This window comes from Fulvivirga aurantia, from assembly GCF_009711475.1.
In the GTDB taxonomy this organism is placed as follows: Bacteria; Bacteroidota; Bacteroidia; order Cytophagales; family Cyclobacteriaceae; genus Fulvivirga; species Fulvivirga aurantia.
On record NZ_SMMD01000899.1, the window covers coordinates 1 to 14,739 of the forward strand.

General features: G+C 39.6%; 18 protein-coding genes. 8 read left to right on the plus strand and 10 right to left on the minus strand.

The window, feature by feature from the left end:
- Nucleotides 1-761, plus strand: a 761-nt coding sequence (gene alr, locus E1176_RS15585) for an alanine racemase (RefSeq protein WP_155211715.1), incomplete at its 5' end; no start/stop codon positions are given.
- Entirely contained in the window at nucleotides 761-1,294 is a 534-nt protein-coding gene (locus E1176_RS15590) for a hypothetical protein (RefSeq protein WP_155211717.1), read from the plus strand. The genes alr and E1176_RS15590, both read left to right, overlap by 1 nt.
- Here E1176_RS15590 and E1176_RS15595 read toward each other — a convergent pair whose 3' ends face one another.
- From E1176_RS15595 to prfA, 5 genes are all read right to left on the minus strand, one after another.
- Nucleotides 1,295-2,584, minus strand: coding sequence for a DASH family cryptochrome (locus E1176_RS15595; RefSeq protein ID WP_155211719.1), 1,290 nt, complete (start codon nucleotides 2,582-2,584; stop codon nucleotides 1,295-1,297).
- Between the two features lie 34 nt (nucleotides 2,585-2,618).
- Nucleotides 2,619-3,041: a secondary thiamine-phosphate synthase enzyme YjbQ gene (locus E1176_RS15600; protein WP_155211721.1), complete on the minus strand. Its 423-nt coding sequence runs from the start codon at nucleotides 3,039-3,041 to the stop codon at nucleotides 2,619-2,621.
- A gap of 9 nt (nucleotides 3,042-3,050) precedes the next feature.
- Nucleotides 3,051-4,469: a right-handed parallel beta-helix repeat-containing protein gene (locus E1176_RS15605; RefSeq protein WP_155211723.1), complete on the minus strand. Its 1,419-nt coding sequence runs from the start codon at nucleotides 4,467-4,469 to the stop codon at nucleotides 3,051-3,053.
- Between the two features lie 131 nt (nucleotides 4,470-4,600).
- The gene (locus E1176_RS15610; protein WP_155211725.1) at nucleotides 4,601-5,464 is read right to left on the minus strand and encodes a Cbp1 family collagen-binding glycoprotein adhesin; all 864 of its coding nucleotides are present in this window, start codon (nucleotides 5,462-5,464) and stop codon (nucleotides 4,601-4,603) included.
- Nucleotides 5,465-5,561: 97 nt separating this feature from the next.
- Nucleotides 5,562-6,623, minus strand: coding sequence for a peptide chain release factor 1 (gene prfA / locus E1176_RS15615; RefSeq protein WP_155211727.1), 1,062 nt, complete (start codon nucleotides 6,621-6,623; stop codon nucleotides 5,562-5,564).
- A gap of 108 nt (nucleotides 6,624-6,731) precedes the next feature.
- On the opposite strand from prfA, the gene E1176_RS15620 reads away from it, so the two are divergent.
- A complete protein-coding gene (locus E1176_RS15620) occupies nucleotides 6,732-7,175 on the plus strand; it encodes a hypothetical protein (RefSeq protein WP_155211729.1) in 444 nt (147 codons plus the stop codon).
- Between the two features lie 66 nt (nucleotides 7,176-7,241).
- Nucleotides 7,242-7,688 carry a nuclear transport factor 2 family protein gene (locus E1176_RS15625; RefSeq protein ID WP_155211731.1) on the plus strand — a complete coding sequence of 149 codons (447 nt, stop codon included), beginning with the start codon at nucleotides 7,242-7,244 and terminating at the stop codon, nucleotides 7,686-7,688.
- A 79-nt stretch (nucleotides 7,689-7,767) separates the two neighbouring features.
- Here the strand turns inward: E1176_RS15625 and E1176_RS15630 are convergent, their stop codons facing one another.
- Nucleotides 7,768-8,343 (minus strand): DNA-3-methyladenine glycosylase I, encoded by a 576-nt coding sequence (locus E1176_RS15630; protein WP_155211733.1) that lies wholly within the window; start codon nucleotides 8,341-8,343, stop codon nucleotides 7,768-7,770.
- Nucleotides 8,344-8,405: 62 nt separating this feature from the next.
- Between E1176_RS15630 and E1176_RS15635 the strand changes: the two genes are divergently transcribed.
- Together E1176_RS15635 and E1176_RS15640 are read left to right on the plus strand one after the other, a co-directional pair.
- Nucleotides 8,406-8,921 carry a RidA family protein gene (locus E1176_RS15635; protein WP_155211735.1) on the plus strand — a complete coding sequence of 172 codons (516 nt, stop codon included), beginning with the start codon at nucleotides 8,406-8,408 and terminating at the stop codon, nucleotides 8,919-8,921.
- Nucleotides 8,922-8,923: 2 nt separating this feature from the next.
- A complete protein-coding gene (locus tag E1176_RS15640) occupies nucleotides 8,924-9,481 on the plus strand; it encodes a hypothetical protein (RefSeq protein ID WP_155211737.1) in 558 nt (185 codons plus the stop codon).
- 4 nt (nucleotides 9,482-9,485) lie between these two features.
- On the opposite strand, the gene E1176_RS15645 is transcribed toward E1176_RS15640, so the two are convergent.
- The 3 genes from E1176_RS15645 to E1176_RS15655 are packed head-to-tail and all read right to left on the minus strand — an operon-like array spanning nucleotide 9,486 to nucleotide 11,493.
- Nucleotides 9,486-10,229 carry an MBL fold metallo-hydrolase gene (locus tag E1176_RS15645; protein WP_246206085.1) on the minus strand — a complete coding sequence of 248 codons (744 nt, stop codon included), beginning with the start codon at nucleotides 10,227-10,229 and terminating at the stop codon, nucleotides 9,486-9,488.
- Complete coding sequence (locus E1176_RS15650) at nucleotides 10,213-11,019, minus strand: thioredoxin family protein (protein WP_155211739.1); 807 nt, start codon at nucleotides 11,017-11,019, stop codon at nucleotides 10,213-10,215. Before E1176_RS15650 ends, E1176_RS15645 begins: the two co-directional genes overlap by 17 nt.
- Before the next feature lie 15 nt (nucleotides 11,020-11,034).
- Entirely contained in the window at nucleotides 11,035-11,493 is a 459-nt protein-coding gene (locus E1176_RS15655; RefSeq protein ID WP_155211741.1) for a GNAT family N-acetyltransferase, read from the minus strand.
- Between the two features lie 238 nt (nucleotides 11,494-11,731).
- Here E1176_RS15655 and E1176_RS15660 point away from each other — a divergent pair, with 238 nt between their 5' ends.
- Nucleotides 11,732-12,706, plus strand: coding sequence for a YpdA family putative bacillithiol disulfide reductase (locus E1176_RS15660; protein WP_155211743.1), 975 nt, complete (start codon nucleotides 11,732-11,734; stop codon nucleotides 12,704-12,706).
- Between the two features lie 190 nt (nucleotides 12,707-12,896).
- On the plus strand, nucleotides 12,897-13,292 hold the full coding sequence (locus E1176_RS15665) for a hypothetical protein (protein WP_155211745.1): 396 nt from the start codon (nucleotides 12,897-12,899) through the stop codon (nucleotides 13,290-13,292).
- Between the two features lie 46 nt (nucleotides 13,293-13,338).
- Here the strand turns inward: E1176_RS15665 and E1176_RS15670 are convergent, their stop codons facing one another.
- Nucleotides 13,339-14,673 (minus strand): cation:proton antiporter domain-containing protein, encoded by a 1,335-nt coding sequence (locus E1176_RS15670; RefSeq protein ID WP_155211747.1) that lies wholly within the window; start codon nucleotides 14,671-14,673, stop codon nucleotides 13,339-13,341.
- Nucleotides 14,674-14,739 lie beyond the last annotated feature (66 nt).

Below are 14,739 nucleotides of genomic sequence, written 5' to 3' on the forward strand. Positions count from 1 at the left end.
TCTTAGATGGAAAGGAGGCGGCCATTCATTTAAAATTGGATACCGGCATGCATCGCTTAGGATTTAAGGATGAGGAAAAAGAAGCGCTTATCGCCTTACTAAAAGCAAACAAAAACATAAAAATTGAGTCGATCTTTAGTCACCTTGCCGGGGCCGATGAAGAGACCCACAACGACTATTCTCACCAACAAGCAAAACAGTTTCTGTCATACAGCGATGATATAATCGATCAGCTTCAGTTGAAAACTTTAAGGCACCTTGCCAATTCCCCGGGTATCATCAGGTTTCCGGAGTATCACTTAGATATGGTGAGGCTGGGCATTGGCTTATATGGCGTAGAGGTAAATGATCGATGGCAAAATAAACTTCAGCCGATAAGCAGTCTTAAAACCATCGTCTCTCAGATCAACGAGCTTAAGCCTGGGGATACAGTGGGTTACAGCCGCAAAGGGGTGGTGAATAGAAACACCCTTGTCGCGACAATAGCCATTGGCTATGCTGATGGATTTAGCCGTGCCTTTAGTAATGGAAAGGGCTTTGTTTTTATAAATGGTAGAAAAGCACCAGTGCTCGGCAACGTATGTATGGACATGACCATGGTGGATGTAACGGATGTTCCCGATGTGGCTGAGGGTGACGAAGTGGAGATTTTTGGTAAAAATATAACCATCTCAGAAGTTGCAGGGTTTATAAATACAATCCCCTATGAAATCCTCACCGGAGTTAGTCAGCGGGTAAAAAGAGTATATTATACAGAATAATGAAGTACATCTTTCTCACACTTATAATAGTTGCCTCGGGTTGTAAGATGGATAGCGACAAAAAGGTTGATCGCAACAAGTTTACTTACAAAACTGGTGATGATACAGAGCTTTTTTTCAAAAACATAAGACAGTCTGAGTACGATTTTGAAGAAAATAAAGCTGCTAAGTTTAATTTGTTTAGGTATGAAGATCGGGTAACAACGCAAGAAACTCCTGTGCTTAACCTGGCCATTGTGATCAACTATATGAAGGATGAAGCCTATTTGCTGGTAGAGCCTAATGACATATTAGATAATGAAGAAGTCATCTCTGTTACCGTAAAGGATTCAGATTTAACATTTGAGCTTTCAGCTTTTAACCATCAGTCGATGCTTGAGTTTGCCTCTCAAATTTATGAGCAGTTGCTACTGGATAAAAATTTTGTAGTTATGGTAAATGGAGAACAAACACCTGTGTTGAATACACTAGACGAACGCGAGGCTTTTAGAATCACAATGTCTGACTACTATCGTCTAGTTAGGGTTTACTAATCACAACCAGTAATCAATATATTCCCCTTTTGGGTCGTGTCGTTGCTGCTGACTTTCTACATTAAACTGTCGGCCCTGTCTGGGATCATTACCCACCCCTGCGATGTATGCCCAATTTAACCAATTACTACATGGGTCATAATCGATCAGTCTATTCTCAAACCATGCTGCCCCCCAGGTCCAGTTTACTTTTAAATTGTAGATGAGGTAGCTGGCTACTATCTGTCGCCCTCTGTTTGACATGTAGCCTGTGAGTAGCAACTCCTTCATATTGGCATCAATAAATGCCTCACCTGTTTCCCCCTTTTTCCAATTTTCGAAAGAATCGAAGTCGTCATTATTTTCAGGAGGACTGCCTGCAAAGCCATTTTTATTAAACATAGCGGCCCCGTTCTGCTTAGCCATGTACTTGTAAAAATCCCTCCACAACAACTCAAAGTACAGCCAGTAAGTCGACTGGTTTTTCTTCCTCTCCTCTTCGTATCGTTTGATTTCAAAATAGATTGACTTTGCAGAAATGGCTCCTACGGCCAACCAGGGCGATAGCTTCGAAGAGTAGTCTGCTCCTAGCAGACCGTTGCGCGTTTCTTTATAAACACTTAGCTTATCTTTTTGCCAGAAATAGTCTTTTAATCTTTTCCAGGCAGCTTTTTCACCGCCCACAAATTTTAACACCCCTCTCTTGTCTGATTTTTCTGTCTTAATGCCTAAATCCTCTGCTTCAGGAATGTCTCCAGCATCAACAACCGACAAGTAATCAATCCCTTCGGGTTTTGGGAACTCTTCTCTTACTTCTGTTTCTTTTTCTGACTCTTTTCTAAAATCGGTAAAAACCTGAGGCACATGGTTGATCGGCCAGGGCACGTCCTCTTCGTGTAGTAGCGTGCTTTGCCAAAATTGCTCCAGAATCACGCATTGATTGTTGAGGGCATTTTCCAAATTATCAATTACCTGTAGCTCTTCATGGGTAACTTCTTTCGATAAATAAACTGACTTTACCTGAGCCTTTGCAACAAGCTCTGGTATTATCTCCTCGGGTTTGCCAATGCGTACAACAAGATCGGCTCCGTTTGACTTTAATGATTTCCTTAGCTCTGCCACCGATTCTATAAGAAATTTTGTCTTAAGGCCACCCGTCTTGCAGAAGTCGAGGGATGCTAACTTCCTAAATTGTCTGGGGTCGAAAATATAAAGTGGCAATACCTTCCCTGCACTTTTACAGGCTCGGAATAGCATCTCATTATCCTTTAACCTGAGGTCGTTTTTAAACCAAACTATCTTGTTACTCATGTAAATAAAACCAGCAACAATTGCAATAGTTTAACTAGACGCCCATGACAGTAATTACCAGCTTTCTATCACCTCCGTAATTTCTATGTTCGCAAAGGTAAACTCCTTGCCAGGTACCCAGGTTGAGTCTGCCATTGGTAATGGGAAGCTGAACACTTGCACCCATAAGAGATGCTTTGATATGAGCAGGCATGTCATCAGCACCTTCTAATGTGTGTTTGTAATAGTGAGCATTTTCCGGCACCATTACGTTTACATGAGACTCAAAATCTTCTCGCACCGTTGGGTCTGCATTTTCGTTGACGGTAAGACTTGCCGATGTATGTTTGATGAATATTTGCAGCTGACCAGTATTGATTTCTTTAATTTCAGGCAATGCAGAAAGAACTTCATCTGTTATAAGATGAAACCCTCTTGGCTTGGCGTTGATTTTAATTTCTCTTTGAAAGGCCTTCATATCACATCATTAGTTTTCTATTCTTTCAAAAGCTCCCAAATCCGGTAGACTATCTCTCATGTTTCCTTCCAAATCTGTATTTAGATTGATAAACCTACCAGCATCTTTAGCTGGGGAAAGTGTATCAAGTTGGTAATCATAGAGTCTTGTAGCAACGAACTCCGGGTCTTCATTGAGAATATTACTGGCTGTATTAAGCTGCTGATCAGTTGTTTTTAATAAGCTGTGAGAAATATTGACATCAAACTGAGTTTGGCCGGTGCCACTTATGGTGAGCTCATCTCTCAGGCTTCCCCAGATAATCGTATTTATCATATTGACTTGAAGGTCATCTACAAGCACTGAATTATCGCCTAACTGAATGTTGTCTGCTAATACAACGGCAGGATCCTCCCTGAAAAAATCAAAAGAAAAATTGACAAAGGTGCAGTTTTCATATCTGTAGTTGCCTCCTGCATAGTTACCCACTACGTTGATCGCGCAATTGTTGACCAATGTATTATAGGCATATAAATCGGAGCTTACCGACAATATGCCGTACCCAGGCGTAACATTGATGATATTACCCATGAAAGTTTCGCTGCCTCCCATGTTTTCAATTCTGCTATTGCCGATAATAAGATCGTATGACTTATCATCATCGGGTGTGCCTAAGTAGACCCCAAATTCGGCATTTCTAATGTCAGCGTACTCGATGATATTGTCTTTACTGCCTTGTAAGAAAATGATACCTCCCCATTGTCCTGGTGCATTTTCAAAAGTAGCATCGAAGCGATCGTTGGTGATTGCGACCCGCTCTTCTGCTGTTCCACGAACCTCTAAAGTTCCTTCTACCAAAATAAATGAGCCCTTGTGAGAGTAAATTTTAGCTCCCGCCTCAACAGTAAGGTTACAAAGGCTATCAACTAACACAGAATTAAAAATTACATAAGGCCGATCTGCCGTCCAGGTGGTGTTGCACGCCAATACTTCTCCGTTCAAGAATACTGCATCCTGTCCCCAGGCCACCAGCTTTATGTCTTGTAGGTTTCCATTGGTATTAAACCTTAGTTCATCAGTTACTATAAAAGGTAGATTTTCATCCATCGGATCGATAGTGACCTCTACCAAAATGAGTAAGCTATCTTTTCCAAAAAGAGTGATGTCTTCAAACTGAGTAGCCGCTTTACCATTTACATAGACTTTGTAAGATGAGCTGGTACCGTTGGCGATGTTTATGTCAGAAATATTGACAGCCTTTTCATTGTCATTATAAACTCTAAGCCGTTTGGTAATGCTTTGTTGTGAGGTGAAAACGGTATCAAACAGTACGGTGTCAGTAGAAAACCTCAGTGAAGCGCTACTGTCGAAAGTAAGTTTTTCTTCCTCAGGCTCACAGGCCATTGCCAGAACGGCAAAAACAGACAGTATGAAAATTAGGTATTTCACAGACTAGGAACGCTCATGAGATAAAAATTATTTGACGTAAAGATATCAAATAGCCCCTAGAATGTAGGCAAATAAAAAAGAGGCTGTCTCAAAAGTTGTAACACTCACCTTTTGAGACGGCCTCTTTAATTTTACTTCTCAATCGCAATTACCAGATAGTTACCTTCTTTCCAGAACAACTCTTGGTTTGTAATTAATAGTTTTTCAGCTTTTCCTTCTCCCTCGATCGTATAAGAATCAGCTGGATGGTTGGTGATAATCGTTGCTTTTTTAGCATTGATCATTACTTCTTCGATTTTGTTCTTCTCAACTTGCACAAAAAGTGAATCCGGTGCATTCGCATTGATCACTTTTACTTTACCTAAGCCGATAAAACCACCTTCTTTAGTAATTATACCTTGAGCTTCTAAATCTTTTGAGCTAGCTACTAAATAGTATGCTCTGTTAAGGATAGCAGTAAGTTCTGCAGAGTTTTCTAATTCTAACTCATACATATTTTCTACACTTTCCAGCTCACTGTCAAGCGCTTCAATCTCTTTGTCTTTAGCAATTAGGTTATCAACCATAGCTTTTACCTGGTTGTCTAAGGCTAATATCTCCGCACTTTTATCGCCAGACTCTTTTCGCAACTTAGTGAGTGATTTATCAAGAGAAATTACTTTGAGCTTACTGTTTTCCATGAGCTCCTTAATTTTCTCGATATGGTTTTTGATATCGGCCTGCACATCTTCCTGCTCTTGGTTTTCACCACTGAGTTTGGCAAGCATAGTTTTGTTTTCATCTACACTTGCGAGGTTTTGCTCAATCTCTTTCAGGAATTTTTCAGACTCGGCCAGGGATGCCTGAAGCTTAAGCTCGCCAGACCTTAACGAATCATTTTCAGCTTTTAGCTTACCAATTTCTTCTTTAAGGGCAATATTTTCTTTTTTCTCTATGCTCTCCCCACAGCTGGCAATTACCAGTAGGACAGCAAATAATAAACTTGTGACTTTCATGTTTGAATGACTATTTTCTTGTTTGTGCAGATTAGACGCTAGTCAAACAAAAAGTCACAAGCCTTATAAAGAATTATTTTTTACGATTATCTATAGCTTAATCTTCCATTTTTTGAGCATTCTCAGCAATTCTGAGTTTCTCAATAAATTCTCCGATTTCACCATCCATTACATCGGGTAGGTTATGCTGGCTGTAATTGATTCTATGGTCTGTGACACGGCTTTGAGGATAGTTGTAAGTCCTGATTTTATCTGAGCGGTCGCCACTACCTACCATAGACTTTCTTTGCGCGCCTACTTCTGCATTGTGTTTGGCCAACTCAATCTCATAAATCCTTGAACGAAGTACCTTTAATGCTTTTTCAAAGTTTTTAATCTGAGATTTCTGATCCTGACAAGAAACCACCAAACCGGTTGGCTCGTGCGTCAAACGCACAGCAGAATATGTTGTGTTTACCGACTGACCACCAGGGCCTGATGAGCAGAAAGTATCTTTACGCACATCATTCATGTCGATTTCAACATCTACTTCATCCATTTCTGGTAAAACCGCTACCGTAGCTGCTGATGTATGCACACGCCCTTGCGTTTCAGTTTGAGGTACGCGCTGTACCCGATGCACACCTGATTCAAATTTAAGTGTGCCATAAGGCTCATCGCCCGTTACGGTACTTACAATTTCTTTATAACCTCCACTGGTACCTTCGGTAAGGTCTAATACATTAAGTTTAAGGCCGTTTTTCTCACAAAAACGCTGATACATTCTAAATAAATCACCAGCAAAAATAGCCGCCTCATCACCACCAGTTCCTGCTCTGATTTCAAGAATAGCTTCTTTGTGATCATTAGGATCTTTAGGGATTAGCATTTGCTTAAGCTCTTCCTCAAGGTCTTCTTTTTTAGGCTGAAGCTCATCAAGCTCCATTTTAGCCATGTCCCTAAACTCTTCGTCTTTCTCGGTTTTTATTACTTCTTTGGCGTTATCAATATTTGATAACACCTCTTTGTATTCTTCGTATTTGCCAACAACCTTTTCAAGGTCTTTATACTCCTTGCTCAACTGGGAGTATTTTTTCATGTCAGCCATAGCATCCGGCTGTACGATGAGTTGTCCGACCTCTTCAAAGCGATGTTTAATTTCTTCTAGTTTTTCGATCATAGGTGTTCGATTATTCAACAAAATTAACAAATAGGGATGACATGTTTGTATCTCAGAAAATTCTATCTGCTAAAGTTTGTACTTTTACGGGAAGCAAAATCTATTTCTATGAAATCAAATGTATATATGCTGCTTTGCCTGCTTTTACTCGCCTCATGTGGGGGTAGTATCTCCGATGAGCAGCGCAAATCTTTGCAACAAGAAATGAAAGACCGCGAAATCAAAAAAGTGCAGGAAGAAGACATCGTGGCCAAAACATTTGAGCTGGGCAAAGAGATACATCGACAATACCTGTCTGGCAACGATAGCTTGCAAAAAACCCTTAAAACCGACTTATATATTATTGAAAAGGGCGACTCTGTTGAAAAAAAGAAAGATTGGGAAATTTTTGAGGCTTATGAATACTCCCTCACCAACGGTGCTCCGTTATCTGACAATGTGCAAAGAGATGGTGAAGAAATGATCTACACATATCCGTTGGTAATTGAGGATGAGTTTGCAGGCATTTATGTGATAAGAATTCCCAGAAAGCAGTTGGTGCTTAACTTATAGCAGATCAGCCACAAACCTCATCGGCTTTTTCTACGTTTAGCGTACTAAACCAAAACTCAAACTATTATGAAAAAGTCTTATCAAGTTGTGATGATTATGCTAGGTGTGCTAGTCTCCGGAGTAGCCATGGCACAGTCAGATGTCGAAAAAATCAAAGAAGTAATCGAAAAAGGATATGTGCATGGTGCGTTTAATGAATTAAATCCAGAAGCTATGCGCAAAACCTTTCATGAGGACTTTGCTATCTATTCGCCTAAAGGCACAGAAATAAGCAAATACCCAATCGATACCTGGGCAAGTGGTGTAGAAAAAAGAAAGAGTAGCCCCGAGTTTAAGGCCGAAGACAACAAATGGGAGCACAAGTTTGATTATGTAGACGTAACCGGCAATGCGGCCGCTGTTAAAATCGAGCTGCATAAAGATGGCAAGCATGTTTATACAGACTATCTGTCTCTTTCAAAATTTGATAATGGCTGGAGGATAGTGGCGAAGGTCTACCACAAGCATGAGTAGAAATTGCCGAGTCTGAAAAATGGAAAGAACTTCCCGGCTTTGAAGAACAATGATTCCATCTCCACTCGGGATGGAATCATTATTTTAAACCAATACATTCTTTATACCGAAAACAATCGGTGGTGTGGTCGTTGACAAGGCCACAAGCTTGCATGTGAGCATATATAATTGTGCTGCCTACAAATTTAAACCCTCGCTTTTTTAAGTCTTTGCTCAACGCATCCGATTCTGGAGAGGTAGCAGGTACATCTGCCATGGTTTTTCGCTGATTTACGATAGGTTCACCTCCCACGAAAGACCAGATATATTCATCAAAAGACCCAAACTCTTTCTGCACTTCGATAAAGCATTGTGCATTGGTTACGGCCGATCTTATTTTCAACTTATTCTTTATTATTCCATCAAACGTAATAAGCTCCTGTATTTTCTTTTCAGAATAATTAGCCACTTTGTTAAAATCAAAACTGGCAAACGCTTCTCGGTAGCCTTCACGCTTCTTTAAAACCGTAGCCCAGCTAAGGCCTGCCTGAGCCCCTTCCAGAATCAAAAACTCAAAATGTGTCTTATCATCATGCACTGGCACCCCCCATTCTTCATCGTGGTATTTTATGTATGCATCAAACTGGCCTTCGGCCCAACCACATCGCTGTTTCATTGTTATAGCTATTGTTTTAACCAACTAAAATTAAGATTTTTAGATAACCAAACCCCGTTACCATGAAACCAATTTTGTTGATTGCTTTTCTACTCGTGCCTTTTTTAGTAAATGCTCAAACTCCTGAAGAAAAATTGGAGGCGTTGGGTATAGCTCTTTTTACACCCGCCAAACCTGTGGCGAATTATGTAAAGGCCGTACGCACAGGCAACCTGGTATTTTTGGAGGGTCACGGGCCTGCCAAAGCTGACGGAACTTATATAAAAGGTAAACTAGGAAAAGACCTCACCGTAGAAGAAGGATATGAAGCCTCTAGAAATGCTGCGATTGCATTACTTTCTTCTCTAAAGGCAGAAATAGGCGACCTGAGCAAAGTAACGCGAATCGTAAAAGTAAAAGGTATGGTAAATTGTACTCCCGATTTTTACGATCAACCGAAGGTCATTAATGGGTGCTCCGACCTATTAGTTGAGGTTTTTGGCGAAAAAGGAAAGCATGCCAGAGCCGCAGTGGGCAAAGTATCTTTGCCTTCAAATATCGCAGTTGAGGTAGAAATGATTGTTGAAATAGCTGACTAATCATGAAAAAGATATTGATAATAACATCGCTTGTATTGGTAGCAGTTTTAGCAGCGGCATTTTACGCATATAAAAAAGTCATTCCGGAAATGACCGCCAAGGCCATAGTCAAAGGTGAGTATTCGGTCTTTATTCCTAAAAAAGTCGAGAGTAAGATATCAATAGTACGTGATACAGTCAATCGCAAGATAGATGAAGTTGTGATGATTGCAGATAGTGAAGGCATTACTATCGAGCAACTGATTGCAGGGCTTGAAGAGGTTGATAAAAATGAAGTAATGGCTGCTTACAGAGATGTAAAAAAAAATAATCTCTCAGCTCCTGAAGAAATTTTTGACAGCGCTTATAAGAATATAAAAATAGAAGCTTTTGACCCACTATTGCTAAAACCTGCTTTTGTGAAACACATACAGAGAGATCATGTGGATAAAGTCATGCATTTCGTAGAGAAGAATAATATCATGGAAAATCTCGAAATGAACATGTATAGAAACATAGCCAAACAGGTGCTTTACGAAAAGCAAGATGAGCTACGACAAAAAGTTGAAGTCATAGAGTAGCTTTTTACATCTTCCGCACTCTTACCTCAACGGCTTTTTCATCTTTCATCAACTCAACCAGCTCACCGGTATCGGTGCTGCCATAGTGGTATGGATAAAGCACCTTTGGTTTAAATGCCTTGGCGGCATCAGCAACCATTTCCGGAGTCATTGTATAAGGTAAATTCATAGGAAGAAAGGCAACATCGATATCATTCAAAGCCTTCATTTCCGGTGTATTTTCGGTATCCCCTCCAATAAAAATCCTAAGACCATCTATTGTGAGTATGTAGCTATTACAACAGCCTTTAGGGTGGAAAAACTCTCCATTATCTCTTTTATGGACTAAATTATAAGCAGGAATTGCGTCTATGGAAATCCAGCCATAACTCACGCTTTCGTTATTTTTTATCACTTCTCCCTGGCCTAATTTATCTTTTGCCAACTGCGTAAGAAAGGTGATTGCCTCCTCCTGATTTACCTCTTGATAGGCTTTAGGGTCACAATGGTCTCCATGGTGGTGGGTGATCAAAATCACATCGGCATCTGGTAGTTGGCTATAATCAGCCTCCCTGCTTGATGGGTCGACATGTATTACCTGATCATTATATGAAATCATAATGGAGCCATGACCTATAAATGTAATCTCTACTTCACCATTATCGGTAGGAATTTTGTCGACTTCAAAAGATTGTGCTGATACTGGTGTGAAAAAAGCCATGGCCAGAATTACTAAGCCATGGCTAATATGTTTATTGATTATCTTCATTTGTTAAAAGTGATTGGTAGCTCTCATCCTTCACGCTTTTCTTAGCTTCCAGATAATTTTTCTCGTCTCCCTCACACTTATAACAAAATGCCGTTATAAAGTTTTTGAAATCATTAAGCTCAGCATTGTCTCCGATTTCTACTTTAGCCACTTTTTTCATGGCTTTTTTATGTTTACCATCATAAACCTCATTTAGCAATCGATGCATAGATGCCATTGCCACCACATGTTCATCGTCTGCTTTCTTTTCGGCTTTTTTAAAATAGCTACTACTTAATCTCAGCAACTCTGACCCAATGTCATTTTTCAGGTCTCTACCCGCTTCCTGATAGGCGAGCCCAATCTCATAGTAGTTTTCATCTTCTTCATACTGTAGCAACTTCTTATTTAATCCATTGAGATTCTTCGGAAGTTGAGCTAGTATTTTCTTATAAGGAGAAGCACTGCTATATCCCGTCTGTTCCCACACAACCTCACCAGAGACAGTTATGATTACCACCTTTGGAATGCTGGAAGCGTTATATTGCATGGCGAGTTCTCTATTAAAGTCAACATCTACTTTAAACGGCACAAACCGTTCTGACAACTCCTTCAACTCTTCTTTGCTCCACATTTCTTTGTCCATCGTCTTACACGGGCCACACCAGGAGGCCCAGAAATCCATAAGTATTAATTGATCTTTTTCGATGGCTAAGGCTTTGGCAACCTGCATATTGTTAAACCAAATAACCTGAGCTTGTACTGAAGATACGGCTAGTGTCAATACCAGCCCAAAAAGGAGTTTTTTCATTTTGTTTATGGTTTGTTAGAAGTTTTTCATCCATTCGAAGAACTGGTAATGATCGTCTTTCATACCCAATCCTTTGTAGACCTTTTGAGCGGCTACATTTTCAACCTCTACATACAATCTTAAGCCCATATATTCGTCATCTTCATTCACCATTTTCTGCAAATACTGATACATCTGCTTAAAAACACCTTGACCTCTGTATTCTTTTTCTACATAAACAGATTGTATCCAAAGCACGGTGCCATTTCTCCACTCACTCCACTCAGGAGTAGTAAGCAAGCAAGCAATGGCCTCATCATTTTCATTTACAGCCATGTAATAATGGCCCTTACCGGGGTCTTCAAATACCGCTTCTATTCCACTAAATAAGGTGTCTCTATCCAACTTTATGCCTTCAGTTTCTTCTGCCATTTTCATTTGAAAATCCAGAATGGTTTCGAGCTCTCTAAACTTTCCTGGTCTGATTTTGATCATGCGTACAATATAATACTATTGAATGGAAAATAGAAAGCTCAAGGAATAGATCAGGTAGGTGGGAAACAAAAAAAGCGGCCCTCAAGCCGCTTTCCAAACGCATAGTTTGCCTATTTATTTTGAGCGTTTATTAACCTTTTTTGTTGTTGTTATAGGTATTACTTTAGTTTTTATAAATGGTTACAAACTTTTTTAAACCTAGACCCTTAGTAAGTTACACTACAGTAGTAAACACAAAATGAAATACGATCTCATCATCATAGGAGCAGGTCCGATCGGACTGGCTTGTGGCATAGAGGCCAAAAAGGCAGGTTTAAGCTATTTGATCATTGACAAAGGATGTCTTGTGAATTCTATTTACAATTATCCGCTAAACATGACCTTTTTCTCTACTTCTGACCGACTGGAAATAGGAGATGTACCATTTATTTCTCACGGCAGTAAACCCACGCGTTTTGAAGCCTTGGAGTACTACAGAAGAGTGGCTTCGAGTTGGGAGCTTAGTCTGAAATTATATGAGAGAGTACTTGGCGTAGAGAAAGATGATTCTGATTTTGTTATAAACACCGAGAAATCCAGCTATCAATCGAGGGCTATAGTTGTGGCTACCGGCTTTTATGATATTCCTTATATGATGAACGTACCTGGTGAAGACCTGCCTAAAGTAAAACATTACTATGACGAACCTCACCCTTATTTTGGACAAAAAATCATAGTTGTAGGCGCTGCCAACTCAGCGGTTGATGTAGCCTTAGAAACTTACCGAAAGGGTGCAGATGTAACTATGGTCGTGCGAGAGCCGGCACTGTTGGATACAGTAAAATATTGGGTAAAACCTGACATAGAAAACAGAATAAAAGAGGGCTCTATAAAAGCGCATTTTAATAGTGAAATAACAGCCATCAGAAAATATGAAGTAGAAATAGAAACTCCCGATGGACCTCTTACCTTAGAAAATGATTTTGTGCTAGCCATGACTGGCTATAAACCAAATTTTGACCTCCTCGAGTCGATGGGTGTTGGCTTTAAAGAAGACGAGATGAAAACCCCACTTTATGATGACAAAACCAATGAAAGCAATGCTGAGAATGTTTATTTAGCTGGTGTAGTTTGTGGCGGCTATAAAACAAATAAGTGGTTTATAGAAAACTCAAGAGACCATGCCCCTAAAATTATTGACAGCATTAAAAGTAAAGCAGCCGTTAAAAGTTGATTAACCACTTTTCTCTGCTCGATTTTGAACATAAAGTGTTACAAATCATGTCACCCAAATTGCTTTAACGCAATTAGAAATCAGCATTTAATCGTCATAAACACACATTTTACTACTCTCTGTATGTTGGCATGACTATGGTAAATGACGTGTTATCAAAATAAATAACAACGTCAAAAAACTCTTAATCATGAAAACGACAACATTTAAAACCATGCTCATGGCTTTGGCAATGGTATTTTGCACCATTGCTGCACAGGCTATCGACAAAACTACCACCAAGGCTCGGGCTGTAATTGAAAAGGCCGCTCCAGACGACTGGGAATCTTATGCAAAAGCAGCAAAAATGTGTATTCAGAAAAAGGTAAACCTTGCCGAAGCTAAAAGCTGGCTTGACCGGTCTTTAGAAATTAAAGAAAACGCCTTTGCTCACGAAGTTGCCGGGGATTACTTCAATATCAATAAGATCTATGACAAAGCAGTTAATCACTATGTAAAAAGCATGATGCTCACCAAGCAATCAGATTTTTACGCAGATGTGAGCGAGCTACAAAAGAAAATTGAGCGCACCAAAAGCAAAATTTAAGTGAAAATTAAAGCGTTCTTTTAGTCAGCGCCTGGCTCAGATCCTGTCAGGCGTTGTCTTTTTCACTTTCCTCCTCAACATCACCTTCTTCAACAATCTTCTCTTCAATCGTCTTGTTTTTGTCTGACTCAGGGATAGATTCTATCTCTTTATCAATCTCCTTCCAATAAGCGGCTTGCACAGCGTCAACTGGCTCGATATGCTTACCCTTAAGAATTAGTGCCAGTGCCATCACAAGACTTGTAATCAGAATTGTATAAAGTAATATACCAGAATTAAACTCTACCTGAAGGCTTGCGGGTATCGCAAAGAATAAGAGAATCGTAATAAGACCTCGTGGAGCTATGAGTATTTCGGGAGCAATGTTTTTACCTCTAAATATGCGTAAGAATATACTTCTGATTCCAAATAAAGCCACCACAATAGCCAAACTAATAAGTGCATCTCGTTTATTAAGCAAGGAACTTAGCTCGATTGTAATACCGAAAATAACAAAGAAGAAAGTACGCACCACAAACGCAGATTCGATAGTGATAAGGTGGAAATTGTGAAGAATACTTTTAAGGGATGGTATATGAATCCAATTTTTGAGAAAGCCTCTAAAGAAGATCTTATGGTTGTTGATCACTAATCCAAATATGAGAATAATAATAAGCGAGGATAGGTGAAACAGTTTACCTATTGAGTAGAGTAACAGCAAAACGGCTATCAGCAGAAAAAGCTTTACTTGTGTTCTTACTCTTTGGAATATCAACACCAAGGCATAACTAATCAATACAGATAAAACGATGGTAATAAAAATGTTTGAAACGACATCCCACACCACTGCATTCACATCATTATTATCTACATTACCAATAAGGAAATAAAAGTACATGATACCTAATATGTCGGAGAAGGTACTTTCATAGACCATAAACTCCCTTTTATCTTCCTCCAACTCTCCCACACTCGGTATCACGATAGCGCTACTCATGATTGATAATGGTAAGGCATATACCAAAGCAACCACAAAATTATCGATGAGAATTGCATTGAGTAAAAAGGCAATCGCAATGGAACACACTAATAATGACAATAGGGCAACTGTAAAGCTCTTCCAAATGAGCGGCCACTTCTCTTTAGATAGCTCCAGATCTAAAGACGCCTCCAGCACTATCATGATAAGCCCGATGATGCCGAGAATCTCTAAAACATCAAACAGCACTCCACCTGTAGATATCTCAAAATAATTGAGCCCAAGCTTAATGAGTACACCACTTACAATGAGCAGCAGTACGCTCGGTATGTTGGTCTTCTCTGAGATGATATTGAAAAAATAAGACATTATTATGATTACCGAAATCGTAATAACTGCCGTATAAGAGTTGAAAATTTCCATGCATTTAATTTATACAATATCTTGTAAACATCACCTATACGTAACTGTTTTGAAAACTATTCGTAT

What these genes read in the sequence shown, in the direction of transcription:
- E1176_RS15590 (WP_155211717.1), top strand. Translation starts at nt 761, where the DNA reads ATGAAGTACATCTTTCTCACACTTATAATAGTTGCCTCGGGTTGTAAG.
- E1176_RS15595 (WP_155211719.1), bottom strand. Translation starts at nt 2,584, where the DNA reads ATGAGTAACAAGATAGTTTGGTTTAAAAACGACCTCAGGTTAAAGGAT.
- E1176_RS15600 (WP_155211721.1), bottom strand. Translation starts at nt 3,041, where the DNA reads ATGAAGGCCTTTCAAAGAGAAATTAAAATCAACGCCAAGCCAAGAGGG.
- E1176_RS15610 (WP_155211725.1), bottom strand. Translation starts at nt 5,464, where the DNA reads ATGAAAGTCACAAGTTTATTATTTGCTGTCCTACTGGTAATTGCCAGC.
- prfA (WP_155211727.1), bottom strand. Translation starts at nt 6,623, where the DNA reads ATGATCGAAAAACTAGAAGAAATTAAACATCGCTTTGAAGAGGTCGGA.
- E1176_RS15620 (WP_155211729.1), top strand. Translation starts at nt 6,732, where the DNA reads ATGAAATCAAATGTATATATGCTGCTTTGCCTGCTTTTACTCGCCTCA.
- E1176_RS15625 (WP_155211731.1), top strand. Translation starts at nt 7,242, where the DNA reads ATGAAAAAGTCTTATCAAGTTGTGATGATTATGCTAGGTGTGCTAGTC.
- E1176_RS15630 (WP_155211733.1), bottom strand. Translation starts at nt 8,343, where the DNA reads ATGAAACAGCGATGTGGTTGGGCCGAAGGCCAGTTTGATGCATACATA.
- E1176_RS15635 (WP_155211735.1), top strand. Translation starts at nt 8,406, where the DNA reads ATGAAACCAATTTTGTTGATTGCTTTTCTACTCGTGCCTTTTTTAGTA.
- E1176_RS15640 (WP_155211737.1), top strand. Translation starts at nt 8,924, where the DNA reads ATGAAAAAGATATTGATAATAACATCGCTTGTATTGGTAGCAGTTTTA.
- E1176_RS15645 (WP_246206085.1), bottom strand. Translation starts at nt 10,229, where the DNA reads ATGAAGATAATCAATAAACATATTAGCCATGGCTTAGTAATTCTGGCC.
- E1176_RS15650 (WP_155211739.1), bottom strand. Translation starts at nt 11,019, where the DNA reads ATGAAAAAACTCCTTTTTGGGCTGGTATTGACACTAGCCGTATCTTCA.
- E1176_RS15655 (WP_155211741.1), bottom strand. Translation starts at nt 11,493, where the DNA reads ATGATCAAAATCAGACCAGGAAAGTTTAGAGAGCTCGAAACCATTCTG.
- E1176_RS15660 (WP_155211743.1), top strand. Translation starts at nt 11,732, where the DNA reads ATGAAATACGATCTCATCATCATAGGAGCAGGTCCGATCGGACTGGCT.
- E1176_RS15665 (WP_155211745.1), top strand. Translation starts at nt 12,897, where the DNA reads ATGAAAACGACAACATTTAAAACCATGCTCATGGCTTTGGCAATGGTA.
- E1176_RS15670 (WP_155211747.1), bottom strand. Translation starts at nt 14,673, where the DNA reads ATGGAAATTTTCAACTCTTATACGGCAGTTATTACGATTTCGGTAATC.